13 protein-coding genes and 4 tRNA genes are annotated in these 16,713 nt (G+C 40.2%); 5 read left to right on the top strand and 12 right to left on the bottom strand.

The genetic code is table 11. The features are described from left to right. Positions 1-98: 98 nt before the first annotated feature. From B9T19_RS08800 to B9T19_RS08810, 3 genes are all read right to left on the bottom strand, one after another. Positions 99-173: transfer RNA gene (locus B9T19_RS08800), tRNA-Gln, on the bottom strand. 7 nt (positions 174-180) lie between these two features. Next, entirely contained in the window at positions 181-1,140 is a 960-nt protein-coding gene (locus B9T19_RS08805; protein ID WP_094568255.1) for a ribose-phosphate pyrophosphokinase, read from the bottom strand. Positions 1,141-1,265: 125 nt separating this feature from the next. Beyond that, a tRNA-Gln gene (locus B9T19_RS08810) sits at positions 1,266-1,340 on the bottom strand. A gap of 186 nt (positions 1,341-1,526) precedes the next feature. Between B9T19_RS08810 and lolB the strand changes: the two genes are divergently transcribed. Together lolB and ispE are read left to right on the top strand one after the other, a co-directional pair. Next, complete coding sequence (gene lolB, locus B9T19_RS08815) at positions 1,527-2,084, top strand: lipoprotein insertase outer membrane protein LolB (RefSeq protein WP_094568256.1); 558 nt, start codon at positions 1,527-1,529, stop codon at positions 2,082-2,084. Next, positions 2,084-2,950 carry a 4-(cytidine 5'-diphospho)-2-C-methyl-D-erythritol kinase gene (gene ispE, locus B9T19_RS08820; protein WP_094568257.1) on the top strand — a complete coding sequence of 289 codons (867 nt, stop codon included), beginning with the start codon at positions 2,084-2,086 and terminating at the stop codon, positions 2,948-2,950. The genes lolB and ispE overlap by 1 nt, the downstream gene beginning before the upstream one ends. Before the next feature lie 46 nt (positions 2,951-2,996). On the opposite strand, the gene B9T19_RS08825 is transcribed toward ispE, so the two are convergent. Continuing rightward, positions 2,997-4,547, bottom strand: coding sequence for a radical SAM protein (locus tag B9T19_RS08825; protein WP_094568258.1), 1,551 nt, complete (start codon positions 4,545-4,547; stop codon positions 2,997-2,999). Positions 4,548-4,665: 118 nt separating this feature from the next. Further along, a complete protein-coding gene (gene xpt, locus B9T19_RS08830; protein ID WP_094568259.1) occupies positions 4,666-5,238 on the bottom strand; it encodes a xanthine phosphoribosyltransferase in 573 nt (190 codons plus the stop codon). Between the two features lie 540 nt (positions 5,239-5,778). Here xpt and B9T19_RS08835 point away from each other — a divergent pair. Continuing rightward, on the top strand, positions 5,779-7,785 hold the full coding sequence (locus tag B9T19_RS08835) for an FUSC family protein (RefSeq protein ID WP_094568260.1): 2,007 nt from the start codon (positions 5,779-5,781) through the stop codon (positions 7,783-7,785). Between the two features lie 61 nt (positions 7,786-7,846). Next, positions 7,847-8,338 (top strand): hypothetical protein, encoded by a 492-nt coding sequence (locus tag B9T19_RS08840; protein ID WP_094568261.1) that lies wholly within the window; start codon positions 7,847-7,849, stop codon positions 8,336-8,338. A 156-nt stretch (positions 8,339-8,494) separates the two neighbouring features. On the opposite strand, the gene B9T19_RS08845 is transcribed toward B9T19_RS08840, so the two are convergent. The 3 genes from B9T19_RS08845 to B9T19_RS08855 form a co-directional block, all read right to left on the bottom strand. Next, entirely contained in the window at positions 8,495-9,547 is a 1,053-nt protein-coding gene (locus B9T19_RS08845; RefSeq protein WP_094568262.1) for a fimbrial protein, read from the bottom strand. A gap of 344 nt (positions 9,548-9,891) precedes the next feature. Beyond that, positions 9,892-9,968: transfer RNA gene (locus B9T19_RS08850), tRNA-Ile, on the bottom strand. A 9-nt stretch (positions 9,969-9,977) separates the two neighbouring features. After that, positions 9,978-10,054: transfer RNA gene (locus tag B9T19_RS08855), tRNA-Val, on the bottom strand. A gap of 242 nt (positions 10,055-10,296) precedes the next feature. Between B9T19_RS08855 and ftsY the strand changes: the two genes are divergently transcribed. Continuing rightward, complete coding sequence (gene ftsY / locus B9T19_RS08860; RefSeq protein WP_094568263.1) at positions 10,297-11,865, top strand: signal recognition particle-docking protein FtsY; 1,569 nt, start codon at positions 10,297-10,299, stop codon at positions 11,863-11,865. Positions 11,866-12,042: 177 nt separating this feature from the next. Here ftsY and B9T19_RS08865 read toward each other — a convergent pair whose 3' ends face one another. From B9T19_RS08865 to B9T19_RS08880, 4 genes are all read right to left on the bottom strand, one after another. Next, positions 12,043-13,404 carry a hypothetical protein gene (locus B9T19_RS08865; RefSeq protein WP_094568264.1) on the bottom strand — a complete coding sequence of 454 codons (1,362 nt, stop codon included), beginning with the start codon at positions 13,402-13,404 and terminating at the stop codon, positions 12,043-12,045. Positions 13,405-13,593: 189 nt separating this feature from the next. Then, a complete protein-coding gene (locus B9T19_RS08870; RefSeq protein ID WP_094568265.1) occupies positions 13,594-14,226 on the bottom strand; it encodes a nucleoside triphosphate pyrophosphatase in 633 nt (210 codons plus the stop codon). A 123-nt stretch (positions 14,227-14,349) separates the two neighbouring features. Then, on the bottom strand, positions 14,350-14,688 hold the full coding sequence (locus tag B9T19_RS08875) for an outer membrane protein assembly factor BamE (protein ID WP_158214389.1): 339 nt from the start codon (positions 14,686-14,688) through the stop codon (positions 14,350-14,352). 56 nt (positions 14,689-14,744) lie between these two features. Then, on the bottom strand, positions 14,745-16,679 hold the full coding sequence (locus B9T19_RS08880; protein WP_094568267.1) for an ATP-binding cassette domain-containing protein: 1,935 nt from the start codon (positions 16,677-16,679) through the stop codon (positions 14,745-14,747). Positions 16,680-16,713: the final 34 nt, after the last annotated feature.

The raw sequence follows: 16,713 nt of genomic DNA on the forward strand, positions 1-16,713 counted from the left end.
ATGCCCCGATAGATTGCTGAAGAATCTCCTTATCGCTAGAAGATCAGACAAGAAAAAAGGTATCACTCTAACGAGTAATACCTTTTCATCTTTTTATATGGCTGGGCTACCAGGATTCGAACCTGGGAATGGCGGGATCAAAACCCGCTGCCTTACCGCTTGGCTATAGCCCAATAACTTTTATTCCATTGAGAAGAGTGTACTCACTGATTCTTCTTCATGAATGCGACTGATTGTATTAGCAATCACATCAGCAATTGAGAGAACTCGAATCTTATTACATCTTCTTGCTTCTTCACGGAGGGGTATTGTATCAGTTACAATCATTTCGTCAAGCCCTGAACCCTCAATATTTTCAATTGCTTTTCCAGAGAAGATCGGATGCGTACAATATGCTCTAACAGTCTTCGCACCACGAGATTTTAAAACTTTCGCAGCTGACGCTAATGTACCCGCTGTATCAACAATATCATCAACAATGATACAGTTACGACCCTCAACCTCACCAATAATGTTCATTACTTCAGCAACATTCGGCGCTGGACGACGTTTATCAATAATCACTAAATCTGCACCTGGAATCTGTTTTGCAACAGAACGAGCACGAAGTACGCCACCGACATCAGGAGAGACGACAGTGATATCTTCAGCACCCTGAGCAATGATATCATTTTGGATAACTGATGATGCATAGATATTATCCACAGGAATTTCGAAGAACCCTTGAATTTGATCAGCATGGAGATCGATAGTCAATACACGATCACAACCTACACTTGTAATCATATTTGCAACAACTTTTGCAGAGATAGGTACACGAGCTGAACGAGGACGACGATCCTGTCTTGAGTAGCCATAGTAAGGAATGACTGCTGTAATTCTACCTGCTGACGCTCTACGAAGCGCATCACATGCTACCAGAAGTTCCATTAAGTTATCATTAGTTGGATAACAAGTTGGCTGAATAAAAAAGACATCTTTACCACGAACATTTTCATTGATAGAGATCATCACTTCCCCATCTGAGAAGCGCCCTACTGTCGCATCTCCTAATTCAAGCCCTAAATGTTCAACTACCTTTTTAGCTAACTCTGGATTGGCGTTGCCGGTAAACACCATCATCTGGTCTTTGCTACTCATTACAAAGAATCCTCTATCAATAAAGAAAATTTTCGAAAATTAAAATAGAAAAAAGGTATTGCAACTATTTGTAATTTACCTCTTGACATAATCAACTCAATTACAGTGCAATACCTTTCATAATATGGCTGGGCTACCAGGATTCGAACCTGGGGATGGCGGGATCAAAACCCGCTGCCTTACCGCTTGGCTATAGCCCATCAGAAGAACAACTATTATAAACATTTATATTTTGAAGTCTAGTTTTATTTATGTCTCATTTTCGACCAACTTAACTTCTGTTTATAAGTCGCTTCAAAGTGTAGAATGTCATTCTCTATTTAAGAGATTTCTTTCTGCGCTGTGTAACGACGGAAACAATTCTATCAAACTTTTTTTAAAAAACCATGAAAAGATCAAAAATTATCCCTTTTATTTTTTTCACTTTAGCAGTCACCGCCTGTACAACCCCTAATTATGAGTCATTAGAGGAATCTGACTACTATAAAGTTTTTGGCAGAACCGCAATCAAGCATCCGACACAGAGCGGCCAGGTTAGCTTTGCCATTGAAAAAGCCAAAAATGATGCTATCAATATCATTATTCAGGGGCCATTTGCTCAAGGTCGGGCTGATATTCAGATCAACGATCACGAATCAACGATCACAATCGATGAACAAACCTTTAAAGATCGTGGACCTGATCAGCTATTTTATAACTTAACAGGAATTGAATGGCCCGTTTCCGGAACGCAAAACTGGATTAAAGGAAAGCCTTACCATCCTACAACCTCCGTTACTTATGATAAAAATGGAAAAGTGGAGCGTTTTAATGAAGATGGCTGGAGCATTAGCTACCAAGAGTGGACCACTAAGAGCGGTTTAGAGCTTCCTTTAAAAATGACGATCACTCGAGGTGATGATATTCGCTTACGTTTTCTTATTGATAACTGGATTATTCGATAATGCACTACTACCCTTCTCCGGCCAAAATTAACCGGATGCTTCGCGTTATTCGTCGCGAAGCTAATGGTTACCACTATTTACAGACTATCTTTCAATTTACCGACCTCCATGATGAGATCGGCTATCAAATAACCGAGCAGCCTGAGATCACCTTTCTCTATTCACACTCGAGCTTTCCCAAAGAGGAAGATCTAATCTATCGCGCAATTATGGCACTCAAGAAAGCAACTCACTGTCAAAAAGGAGTCGTTGTTGATCTGATCAAGAATCTCCCGATGGGTGCCGGCATCGGCGGAGGAAGCTCCAATGCTGCAACAACACTCATTGTCTTAAACAGACTCTGGGAGCTTAACCTCTCAATGGCAAAATTGATTGAGATTGGGAGTCAGTTAGGGGCAGATGTGCCTATCTTTATCTATGGAAAAAGCGCATGGGGAGAGGGAATAGGTGAAAAACTAACTCCGCTCTCACTACCTGAAGAGCATTTTTTAATGATCAATCCCGGCATACACATCAGTACAAAAGTGATCTTTGAAAGCCCTTTTCTCCCTAGAGATTCAACACTTATGAGTGAGTATTACTTCGATCAATCTCGCGCAATTAATGATTGCTTGCCGGCAATATATCACCATTATCCCAAAATGGAGCAAATCGTTGAGCAACTAACAGCTCTCGATCTTGACCCTTATATTACCGGAACCGGGTCATGCCTCTATATTAAAGCGCCAATGGGTGGTGAAGCGGACACAGAAAAGTATCAGAAACTTAAAGAACTTGCCACTCAATCTGCATGGCAACTACTTCCCTTCCAAAGCCGCAATCTCTCTCCACTTTATAGTGTTGCGCCGCAACTCATGCCTGATTAGTGATCACAGTCGCTAGGACTCTTTAAACTCTCTTTAGGCACATACTTTAGACTCTATGTTGCCGTTGTCGTTGAGGCAATGCTTCATGGAGTCGCTCATCTTTACCTGCTTTTCGATCTCTTTCAAAGAGTAACTCATCAGGTCTTTCACCGAGATACTTCGGCCATCCTTTAATTCCTGTGCGTAAAAAGTCCTGCCGCATCACTTCTCGAACCCTCTCAACGCTATATCCTCTCTCATCCACTAGATAGAGATAGATCGCTTTAAAGAGTCGATCTAAAGCAATAGCATATGCTCGACCGAAGCTTTGATAGAGTGCGCGAGCTAACGCCCTAAACTCCTCAAAAGGCTTATCAGCAAGAATAAGCGGTAACGTTTCACGATAACGGCCTGAGTTTGCGATAAGATCCCAAAACTTCGCAAATCGCTCCATCTCCATCACCTCTGGAAATGGTAATTCACGATTTTGTAAGATTGAATAAGGGGGCTCTTGACTAAATCGATATTGAAACTCATTGGTATGGCGAATAATAGGCACACCTTTGAGACGCTTTAAAATCCCCACCTGGATCTCTTGGGGCTCCCACGACCAAAGCTCATTAAAACCTACTGCAAAGCTCTCTAGATCCTCATCTGGCAGACCGACAATCAGATCCACGTGAAGATGTACATCTGTATTTTTAGAAAGCCAAGAGATATTCTCTTTTGCCACCGGTAGATTTGTGCGTCGAGAGATAAGATGTTGTGTTGTACTATTGAGCGTCTGAATTCCGATCTCAAACTGCAATGAGCCATCTGGGAACTCTAAAATCTTCTCCTTCAGCTCATCTGAGAGATAATCAGGAACTAACTCAAAGTGAAGAAAGAGCGGCTCATCTGGATTCTCGGCAATTTTTTGTAGAAAAAAATCTAAAATTGCAAGCGTGAAATCTTTCTTTAAGTTAAAAGTTCGATCAACAAACTTATATTGTCGTAATCCTCGATGGTAAAGATCATCCATCGCCGCTAAAAAGGGCTCTAGAGGAAAACGCCACGCCGTCTTATCAAGACTTGAGAGACAAAATTCACACTTAAAGGGACATCCTCGAGAAGCCTCTATATAGACCGTTCGATGTTTAATATCCTCTTCTGTATAGAGGTAATAGGGTAGTTTGATCTCCGAGAGAGGCGGCTCAATCCCCTTAACCACCTTACTTTCCCAAGGTTTTCCTTCAATCAGCAGAGATTTTGCTAACTGATAAAAACTGACATCCCCCCAACCGGTAATAAGGTAATCGATAAGAGGAAAGATCTCGATTTCTTCATACTCATAGGAGACTTCAGGTCCGCCGATCGTAATAATCAACTCCGGCATTAAGGCGCGAAGATCTCGAATAAGAAGCGTCGTCTCCCTAAAATTCCAAATATAAATTCCAAAAGAGACTATTTTAGGTTGGCGATGATAGATCTCTTCTAACATCGCTTCCCTATTCTGCTGAATCGTAAATTCAAGGATCTCTGCCCGCTCTTCTAACTCATAAAGATTCGCCTTTAAGTAACGAAGACCCAGTGATGCATGAGAATAACGCGCATTTAATGTAATTAATAAAATATCCATCTGTCCTTGTCGAGATTCTCTTTTTATTAGAATCCTTCTCTAAATACTCCTACGATTCGTGCTTCCAAATTACGCTTCAAATGATGTTTCAAATGACGCTTCAAATGACGCATAGAAACTACTCTTCAATAAATGAAACCTGTCCACCGGCAAGAGAAGCAACACGCGCGAGAGATTGAACATTAATCCCCTCTTTTTCTAACCTTGCACGTCCTTCTTGGAAGCTCTTCTCAATAATAAAGCCCATACCAGAAAGCGTTGCTCCAGCTTGATCAATTAATGATTTAACGCCCAATGCCGCATTACCATTTGCCAAGAAGTCATCGATGAAGAGAACATTATCCTCTTTAGAGAGATACTCTTCGCTCACACAAACATTGTAGGTGCGATCCTTGGTAAAAGAGTAGACTGTCGAGAGATACATCTTCTCCATTGTTTTTGGAGTTTTCTTCTTCACAAATACAACAGGAAGCTCAAGTAGATAGCCTAACATAATCGCTGGTGCAATACCGCTTGCCTCAATCGTAATAATCTTATTAATCGGAAGCGTTGCAAAACGGCGAACAAACTCTACCGCAATTGATTTCATCAAGATTGGATCCATTTGATGGTTAATAAAGCTATCAACCTTCAAGGTTCCATCATCAAATGCCAAACCATCTTGGATAATTCTTTCGTGAAGCAGTTTCATAAATACCTTTTGTTTCTAACAGAGCACCAGCGGTGAATAGATTAAATAATCCCCTCTCACTAAAATTCCATCCCCTGACAATGGCAATATCACAATATCTAAAAACTGATTAGCTATCAGCCATCATCCAACACCGGTCTTATCAACTTGGAATCATCGATCTAATATTCGCCAATCTCATTGATCAAAACAGGTGATTAGTCCATTCAGATTAAACCATTCAGTCATCATCATTGATCACATAATTGATCAATATACCCCATCAAAAAATGGATGAGAAAATATATTAATATCGGAGAGTAATAGGAAAGAGAGATCAAAAAAATTTGTGCAATATTGTAGCCTAAATCGAGAAAAACTGCCCTACTTTATTCCCCATAGTAGATGTGATCTACCTTAAAACCACAATACTTTACCGCTCAACTCCCCTCTTTAAAGTATAATGAGTCCTCTAAAAGCATCTAAAAAGATCTATCAACAAACATATCGACCTTCCTTGATCGCTTTAACTTTAAAAAACTTTAAAAATTTTAAGAGCATATGATAAAAAAAGTAACAAACTTTCTTAAAGAAGCTATCGCCGTAAACAATCGCCCCTGGCCATGGGAGCGAGCTATTGGGGCAGGAGTTGCGATGACTCTTCCGATCTTAATTGGAATCTGGTTAGATCAATTGCAATATGGACTGATTGCCGGGCTAGGTGGGTTTACCTATCTTTATGCTTTTCCTATTCCTTATGCACAGCTCTCAAAGCGTCTCCTCTTTGTTGCCCTTACCATTGTTACCTGCTCTTTTCTAGGATCTCTGCTATCACCCTACCCTCTTGCCGTGGCTATCGTCATGGGTCTTATAGCCGGCGTTAGCCTCTTTATCTTCAATGCATTGCGCTTTATTGGTCCTTCTGCCATCTTTTTTGTCCTCATCTTTGCCCTGACGGCGGATATGTCAGAAACAGATTTTGCCGGCGATTTAACACGTGCAGGACTGGTCTCTTTAGGAGCGCTTCTCTCTTGGATTATCGCTATGAGCGGTTTTCTTCTCAATCCTCATCGCCCCGAAATTAGAGCTATTCGTAGAGCATATCAACAATTAATAATGCTTAGCGAAAGTATTGGGGCTACTCAATTTCAAGAAGAAAAATATAAGACGATGGGCGTATTTAAAGAGAGCTTTGACACCTTAATTGCCGGTGAACTCCCTTGGCAACCCTCCGAAACATATCGTCGCCTCCTGCATCTTGCCATTGAAGGAAATGAGTACTTTTTAACAATCCTCAATAATTGCTCCGATGATAATACAGCTATTGACCCCGAACTAGCGCTCTATCTGCAACGTTCCTTACAAAAAATCGAATCTGATATTGATCATCAATTTCTCAATAGAAAAAATAGGGATATCCTTCTCCATAATCACTCTAAAAAGAATAATAGTAGTACTACCGCAGATATCGATACCCCGAAATTGCCAGCACTCTCTCCATCAATGGCGATTATTACGCAACAGCTCAAAAAAATGGAGCAAGCCTTACATGCACCTCTTGCAGAATTGGAACCCGTTACATTAGAGAGCAAAACATCTGTTAAAGATCTCCTAGTGAATGCCTTCGATCGTAACTCGCTTGTCTTTTTAACGGCTATCCGTTTTAGTGTTATCACTACAATGGCTGCTCTTATCGCCTATAGCTTCGACTTTACTCGCTCTTACTGGATACCACTCTCCTGTGTTGCTGTAATGTCTGGCGAATCGATGATCGCAACACTACATCGCGCCATTCAACGCTCAATTGGTACTTTTATCGGAATTATCATTGCCAGCTCAATTCTCTACTTTAAACCTTCTGGCTATCCCATCGCACTCTTTATCCTCTTCTTTACAGCGACAATCGAGCTTTTCATTATCCGTAACTACGGTTTGGCAGTAATCTTTATTACCCCCAATGCCCTTCTCTTAGCCGAAACAATCACCGGCGGAGAATTTTCATTCTTCCACTTCTCTAGCGCAAGAATGATCGATGTCGTTATCGGAAGTGCAATCGGTATTATCGGTGTTCTTCTAATGGGTAAACGATCTGCTTCAGTACGTATCCCACGAATTTTAATGCGCACATTACGCAATCAATCTCAGATGATTCTTCTACTCTTCTCTCGAGAGAAAGCGAGTACCGAAAAGCAGATTCAAGCTCGACTAATAAAGATGAAAACTAACTTAAATAATCTTATGGCACTCTATAATGCTGCTATCGGAGAGATTCCCAAAAAGAGAGAATTACTCGAGTACTACTGGCCTATTATCTACTCGATGGAAAAGTTAGCCTTTCTTCTTGAGCGCGCCACAGAGAGATCATCACGCCCAATACTTAAGGAGCAAGATTTAGCCTCGCTCCTCTTTCTCTTTGAGACGCTAGCAAATGCTGCTCAATACTCAGAAGTAGAAGAGATTAAGCCAATTCCAAAAATTGAGGGCTTTGATAGTATTCAGCGCGAGATTAATACGCTTCAGCAAGCTTTTGCTTATAAACAACCTCTAGAAAAATCGATAACTTCATAACACTACTCACTCAAGGGAGTGTCGAGGAAAGCACTCCTTTTTATCAACCAACAAGGATATTATGCAAAACACCTCTTTTCAGCCGCTTCTCTCTTATCTTATTCGCAGTAAAATGATGGCTGATAAATTAACTGAGAGATTCACTGAGAGCAGTCGCTCAACCGAACAGCTAACAGAAATGATTACAACTCTTCTTAACGAGCAATTTCAAAACCTCAATCAAGAGCATCGAGCAAGCTATTTAGATCACACGATTACAATAGAGGAGTTTTCAGAAGAACAAGAGATTAAAATACCCTACCAAATCTCCCTTATTGATTATCCTAGCGAAATGAAAGATGTAGCCAAATACCAGAAAGCAGAACACTCGCTACTACTATTTCTCGCAGATCAAGAATCGAAAGAGATGCTCGATGAATACCTACAAACGCTCGATCAATATGGCGCCCTACTCAAACCTCATACAATTCCTCTTAAAGAGGGAGCAATGATATTTCAACTTATTGAAAAATATTATGACTTTGGGATAGGAACATATAATGATTATCGGTAGGTTGTTATCCACTTAAATTTAGCCATTGAAATTTAACCATTAAAGATACTAAAAAATAATTGAGTTGCATGCATATCTCGTCCATAAAAAACACCCCAAAAGCTTTCATAACCTTTGGGGCGTTCAAAATCAAGACCTACCACACAAAACTCTTAGTTAATAATATTCCATCGTATAAATAATAACGCTAGAAAAATCACCAGACTTTATAGGACCTTTACTTGGAGATTGTTGAATTTCTGCATTAAACTTCATGTTTAGAGGCTGACTATTATAACCTGATATAGTGCCGTCTCCACTTGCTTGCCCAAATTTAACTTCTCGATTCTTTTCATCTTTCAGTTTTAAAACTAATCCATTTTGTAAATCCACCATCGTATCGCTATAGAGAGTGCCTGAATTAAATACAACTCTAGGCATTATAGGCGCTTTACAATTGTTATTCGTTTTTACAACATTAATAGCAAATGGTTCTCGATAAATCTTACCGGCCTCCACCTCACTTTTACTAATGCTACCAAAATTTACCGCAGGTCTATCAACAGTAGCTTTAAAAGCGCCCCGTAAACAAACGTTCTCTCGCATAGACTGTAACAGAAGAGTGACGGTTAATCTTATCGAATTAGCTATGCTATCTTCATCACTCAAAGAAAAAATAATCCCCCCCGTTTCATACTCTTTTCCATTACCTGAAATAGCCGAATAGAGCATTAATGCAGGTATATGAGCTTGAATACGAAAACTCTGATCACCATAAAAAGTTGTACTACCTGCATGGCTTGTATGCCTTGTAAAGAAATTTGAAACTGACTGAACCGTTTTATTTTCACGAAGCGGGGTGATTGTTGTTGTGATCGTTCCTTCAACACGTGAGGGCTTTAAATCCCGGAGAATAGTTTCCGTCAATTGCGTAAAAGTAGCATTATACCCCGTAGCGCTATCCATAGGGAAAAAAGTGATAGTTGCGACTTTACTGCAATAAGCCGTTGCCTCAAGAGTAAAACTAATAGGAAGTGCATTTTGATCAAAACTGATAACATTATCCATAGAATTTGGCAAGTGAGATGATTGCCCAAACATATTTGTACGAAGACTGGTAATTTTACAAGCCGAAAATGCAGGAGTAGAAACTAAAAGCAATAACCCAAGCAACAGGCCTACCTTTCTAAAAAGGTCTTTAATTTTTTGATTGAAAAAAATTTTTTTCATATTTAAATATCCGCAATAGAAGTGCCACATTTATTTTAATAGTTGATAACGACTTAAAGCACTCGATTCATAATTCAATAGTCAACTAACTGACAACCATTATTATTGATAACGATAACTCTATTATTCTGCCCCACCAAAACCATTAATAAAATGCATGGTAAAGGTATTCCCTAATGACTAATTAATGATAACTTCTCTAATAATTATTTTTTCAAAATGATGAATCATCAAGATTTTACTCGTGCAATATGCATGCATCTTTTGACTGTTACTCACAAAAAAGCCCAACAGATGTAATTTGTTGGGCTTTATAACTTATAATTACTGCCTTACTCTTTAGTTGGTGGGCCTTGCTGGGCTCGAACCAGCGACCGCTCGATTATGAGTCGAGAGCTCTAACCAACTGAGCTAAAGGCCCTTATAAATTTGGTAGGCGTAATTGGATTCGAACCAACGACCTCCACCATGTCAAGGTGGCGCTCTAACCAACTGAGCTATACGCCTGAAGCAAGATGCATATAATGCAATATATTTTAGAGTTTGACAAGCCTTATTTCTTGATTAGCTAATAATTAGTCAAACCTATCTCTATACCGCAATTTGCTAACAGAGCCTAATTAAGATCTAGAATAATACCACAAGTAGAGAAAAGAGCAAACTCAGTGATTAACTGATAGAATAACCCTTAAAATTTAACCCCCTATTTATAAATTCTAAAACAGAATAAAGAATAAGAAGTAGAGATTATGGCTGAAAAGAAAAAAGGTTGGTTTAGTAGATTATTTGGTGGCAAAAAAGAGGATAAGGCTGTCTCTCAAGAGACTCCGCTTGAGGAAAAATCTTCCGTTCAAGCAGTTAAATCCCCTGCTGAAGATGATAAAGAGATCCCCTCTCAAAAAGAGAGTTCCCCTCTTTCCATTGTAGAGCATATTGTTGAGGAGATTGCTCACGATATTGCAGATGAGATTAAAGAGAATGTTAAACCTCAGAGTCAATCCGATTCTGCAGAAGAATTACCGGCACAACATCAGTTTTTAGAAGAGATTGCCTCTGATGCCAAAGAGGCAATTCTTGAAGCATCTAATGAACAGAGTCATCTTCAAGATGAGAAAGTCTCAGAAGAGCATGTTACAGAGAGTGAGATGCCGCTTGATCCCTCCCCTATTGAGGACTCCAAAGAGGAAGCGACTGAAGTAGTTACTGAAATTGAAGAAACTGAAGTTGAAAAGATTGAAGTTAAGCAACCGACAATCAGCGACTCACAATCAACTTCTATCGACGAAGAAGCCGATAAGCAGATTGCTAATGGACAGATTAATGAGCAAGCTGAAGAATATGTCGAGGTCACTCAAGAGAAGCCAAAACAGAAGAAAGGATTCTTTGCCCGCCTAACAAGTCGCTTAAGTAAGACGCGTAATAATATTACTGAAGGAATTGCAGATCTTTTCCTTGGTAAAAAAGAGATTAATGAAGAGATCTTAGAAGAGCTAGAAACGCGCCTTTTAATGGCCGATGTGGGCATCAATGTTACTGAGCAACTTCTCACCTCAATCCGCGACTCTGTTTCCCGTAAATCACTCTCTAATGTGGATGAACTCTTTGCGGCATTAAAGGTAGAGATGAAGGAGATTTTAGAGCCCGTATCAAAACCATTAGTGATCGATAAAGAGCATACACCTTATGTGATCTTGATGATTGGTGTAAATGGCGTGGGTAAGACGACAACTATTGGTAAATTAGCGAAAAAATTCCAAGCAGAAGGTCGCTCTGTAATGTTAGCAGCCGGCGATACCTTTAGAGCTGCTGCTGTAGAACAATTACAAGTTTGGGGTGAAAGAAATAAGATCCCTGTCATCTCACAAAAAGAGGGCGCTGATCCGGCTTCTGTTATCTTTGATGCGATGGAATCAGCAAAAGCGCGGAAAATTGATATCTTAATTGCCGATACTGCCGGCAGACTCCATACGGACTCAGGCTTAATGCAGGAGCTTGCCAAAATTAATCGAGTGATTAAACGACATGATGATAGCGCTCCTCACGAGGTAATGTTAGTGGTTGATGCCTCTACGGGTCAAAATGCGCTTAATCAAGCACGCCAATTTAATGAGACTGTACCGATTACCGGCATGACATTTACCAAACTCGATGGAACAGCGAAAGGGGGAATCCTCTTTGCAATTGCGGAAGAGCTTGAGATTCCCATTCGCTTTATTGGTGTCGGCGAAACAATCGATGATCTTCGCCCGTTCAACTCAAATGAGTTTGTAGATGCTTTAATCTCAACCGAAGAGAGTGAAATCGAAAAGGGTGAGTAATGGTAGATCGCTCTTAAGTAGAAGGCCCTAAAGATCTAAAATCTCTAGGGCCTTTTTCTATGCTCTGTTCTATACTTTTTTATCTCTGCTTATCTATTCAATTCTATGCATTCACTTAAGTTGAATTGTCATAACTTGAATAGTCATAACTTATAATAATTCTAAGCGTTTCTCTCTCTATTCAAACTGAAAGCCTTGTACACCTTGATTAAAAGCGGGGATATCAAATTGCGATTCTGCTCGCTTCTGATCAATGATCGATTTAAGCTGATAAAGCGCACTATGATTAGGCTGAACAACTAAACCTATTGCGACATACTGCTCTGCAATATCTAACTGTCCATAATTATAAGCATCATAAGCACTCCGATAGTAGATATCGGCAATATTGAGTAAACCCTGTTGCGCAGCACTATTTTCTGGATCTAATTTTAAGATCTCTTGATAATAGTAGTAAGCATCGTTTTGGTCGACCCCCACATAATTTCCCTGTGTATAGGCGATATCAGCCTGAAGAAGATAACTATCGATTAAAGATTGATCTTCTTGTGAGAGATCTCCTACCGAATCATCGAGAGATAGAAGCGTTAAAGCGGATGATTCTTCAACCATCGTCTCAACAGATATCTCATCATCACCCGTTGCATCATTGTGACTTACAATCTCCACCTGGGTAAACTTCTGTGCTTCTGTACCCTCTAATGCTGGCACTTCAACCTCTGCTACTTCAACGACTTCACGAGGCTCTTTAGGAACATAGATATAACGCTGCCGCTCCTCTTCCGGAATAGCTGGATTTAACGCCGCCATTGCCCCCGATTCCTCATTAGGAACTGCCACATATTTCACCTCTTTTCCACTATAGAGAGACTCCTCTCCAAACATAAAGTAGGCAAACGCAGCTAACCCTACGAAGAGCAAGCCAAATATAAATAGACTAAATCCTTGAAACCATCCCATACCTAATTGACTCCCGCGTCGTTTTTTTGGAGGATTAACATTGACATCTTCATCCCTATTAATCGATTCATCACTTTCTATCTGTGCCGCTCTCTCCTCGATCTCCTCAATATTTTCTGCCACGATAGAGTCGATCGCACTGAAAGATTCTACCTTTGCATCACTCTGATCAGAAATCACGGGCTCTAATCGTCCATCTCCTAAATAAGCGCTTCTATTTTCAGAGTTCATCTCTGAAGACACACTACTCTCTAAAGTGGCATCAAAGAGCTCTGGAGTAGAGCGATCAGCAACAAATGAAGGGGCTTTGAGATGCGTTAACTTATTATTCGACTCAACGTTCTCATTAACATCTGATGGTGCTTCATCATACTCTTTAACAGTAAATTCTAATGGCTCACCTAACAACTCGGCATGAGAAGCCTCAACTGCAACATCATTATAGAGGCCCGACTTCTCCGCTTGTGGAGAACCCTCCTCTTTCCCCTTACCCTGCACCTGAACATCTGTAGGTGATAATTCCGCCTCTTGCTTCTGAGTCACCGCTCTCTTCTCTTCTTCTCTCTTAACTGAATTCATCTTTCAAACCGATATTAATGTCGATATTAATTCTTAAAATACTCTCTATAACAGTGCTAATGCAAAATTTATTATCAGTATCTTCTTGATAACACTCTACTAATAACTCACTTCCTACAACTCCAACAGAGACTGAGGTCAGGTTTTCGCCAGACCTACACTACAGATCGATACTAGATCGATGCACGATTAAGCATCCATCAGATAACAACCAAACTCTTCTAATGCTTTTCGAAGTTCAAATAGCGGTAATCCCATAATGCCGGAATAACTTCCCTCGATCGACTCAATATACCCCGCCATTACCCCTTGAATTGCATAACCACCAGCTTTATCTTGCGGCTCACCACTTTGCCAATAATGATGAATAAAGTCTTCCGGCAAGATAGAGAATTTCACGCGACTTTCACTTAACATTGTCACAAATTTCTCTTGAGTTCGAGACCCTTCTGCATCAATTTTGCAACCTGCTCCCACTAAAGTAATTGCCGTAAAAACAGTATGATGCTTATTAGAAAGAGTGCGCATGATATCAAAAAAATGAGCTTCACTCTCCGGCTTACCAATGATCTTACCACCGTAACTAATCGCCGTATCAGCCGTTAAAAGAAGTCTTTGATGATTAATCTGATCCCGATATTTTGAAAGTGCCGCCAGTGCCTTAGCTTCTGCCATACTTTTAACATAAAACTCCGGCATAATAGCTCCCTTTACACGCTCATCAACCTCAACATCCACTGTTTGATATTGAATTTGCAATTGTTGTAACAGCTCTTGCCGTCTTGGTGAGCGAGACGCTAATAAAATTTCATATTGACTCATCAAGTAACTCCCTTCAATAATCATTGATTAGATAGCCATCATATAAAATAAGATTTACCCCATAGGATAAATCTTATCTACACCGGCGAGTGACTCTATCTCTCTTTTACACTCATCTTCTGACTATTCAGCATCATCTACTAATTGTGACTCATTATCTCCCTCTAAATAGAGATAACGACCTTGCTGATCGAAGTGAACTTTAACAGTACGTGCTTTTTTCACTTCACCACTTGATGTGGAATGTTGAAAAACATAGTACCAAACATCAGGCTCATAAACATCCGTTACCAGTGGCGTCCCTAATAACATCTGTACCTCATGCTTACTCATTCCCGGCTTTAAATTCTCTATACGCGTCTCTTCAATATAATTACCTTGAACAACATCAACGCGATGCATTGAGCAACCAACAAAGAGGAGGCTTACACCCAATATAACGAGAGGTTTTATCATTTTCATCTTCACTATTCTCCTAAAAGAGTCGTTATAAATCATACCCTTTTTTCTCAAAATTTCTATTGAATGTTTTCAAGTTCTAACCAACGTTCGTACTTCTCTTCTAATAATGCACTCTTCTCAGCAAGCTCTGTTAACTTATCCGTCTGATAAAGATGGCTCTCCTGATAAAATTGTGCCGATTGCACCATCGCCTCTAAAGCTTCAATATCGCTCTCTAATTGCGCAATAAGCTCAGGAAGTTGTGCTAACTCATGAGTCTCTTTAAATGTTAGCTTTCTCGGCTTATTCTCATTCTCTTCACGCTTCTTACCTAAATTAGAAGATACTTTCTTATCATCAGCTTGGGATTCTTTCGTCGCGCTCTTCTCTCTCTTACGCTCAGCTGCCTGCATTTCTGCATTCTTTACAGCTAAACGCTCTTGCCAATCGCTATAGCCACCGATATATTCCCCGATCTTTCCCTCACCTTCAAAGACTAAAACAGAGGTGACGACACTATCTAGAAAAGCACGATCATGAGAGATTAACAGTAGAGTCCCCTCATAATTAGCAACCAGTTCCTCTAATAGCTCTAAGGTTTCAATATCGAGATCATTCGTTGGTTCATCCATAACTAAAAAGTTAAAGGGTTTTGTAAAGAGCTTTGCTAAAAGTAGACGATTTCGCTCACCCCCAGAGAGTGAGTTTACAGGACTTCTGGCCCTTTCAGGGGTAAACATAAAATCTTGTAACCAACTGATAACATGTCGTTTTTTACCCTTAATGTCGATAAAGTCACTTCCATCTGCAACATTATCACTAACGGTTGCATTAAGATCGAGTTTTGTTCGAAGCTGATCAAAATAAGCAATTTCTAACTGCGTTCCCCGCTCAATATGACCACTATCGGGCTCTAAATCCCCCATTAATAACTTCACTAAAGTAGATTTCCCAACCCCATTAGGACCGATAATCCCCACCTTATCGCCACGCATCAAGGTGAAAGTAAAGTCTTTAATCAAGTTTTTACCTGCAACTGAATAGGAGATATCATCGGCATAGAGCACCCGCTTACCCGATTTTTGTGCCTCTTCATGATGTAAAACAGCTTTCCCCTGACGCTCTAAACGTTCTTTTCGCTCTTGACGCATCGCTTTTAAGGCTCGAACGCGCCCCTCATTTCGGGTTCTTCTTGCTTTGATGCCTTGTCGAATCCAGACCTCTTCTTCTGCTAACCGTTTATCAAAGAGTGCATTTTCTTGCGCCTCATTATGAAGTTCGATCTCTTTAAACCGCTGATAATCAGAGAATGATCCGGGATACTCTGTTAAATTTCCACGATCTAACTCAATAATTTTAGTGGCAACATTATCTAAAAACTGGCGATCATGAGAAACAAAGAGAAGCGCACCACGGTAGAGATCGATCAATGTCTTCTCTAACCACTCAATCATCTCAATATCGAGATGGTTTGTCGGCTCATCTAACAAGATAAGATCAGGGTCACTCACTAAAACTCGAGCTAATAGAACCCGACGAATCCAACCGCCAGAGAGCTCATTCATCCGTTTTTGACCATCGAGTTCCAATCTTGTTAAGATTTCTGCCACTCTTGAATCGAGAGTCCAAGCATTTAAACGATCAAGCTCACTCTGAAGATCACCTAATTTTGCTAAATCAACATTATCGCCAGCATCAATCATTGAGTGATACTGCTGTAGCTTCTCACCTACCTGGCTTAAACCACTTGTCACAACCTCATAGACACTCTGCTCTAAATCAGTGGGAATCTCTTGATCTAATTTTGCAATCTTCAGATCATCACTAAAAACGACCTCGCCACCATCTGGCATAATCTCTTGCGAAACAACCTTCAAGAGTGAGGATTTCCCCTCTCCATTACGGCCTACTAAACAGACTCTCTCACCCTTTGAAATAGCAAATGTCACATCCTTTAGAAGCGGTCTTGCCCCATAAGCTAAAGAGACATCTTGTAAACGTAGTAGTACCATAAAACTCCTAAAAATAGCCTAAAAATAGCCTAAA

The organism is Ignatzschineria sp. F8392 (assembly GCF_002252045.1).
Taxonomy (GTDB): Bacteria; Pseudomonadota; Gammaproteobacteria; order Cardiobacteriales; family Wohlfahrtiimonadaceae; genus Ignatzschineria.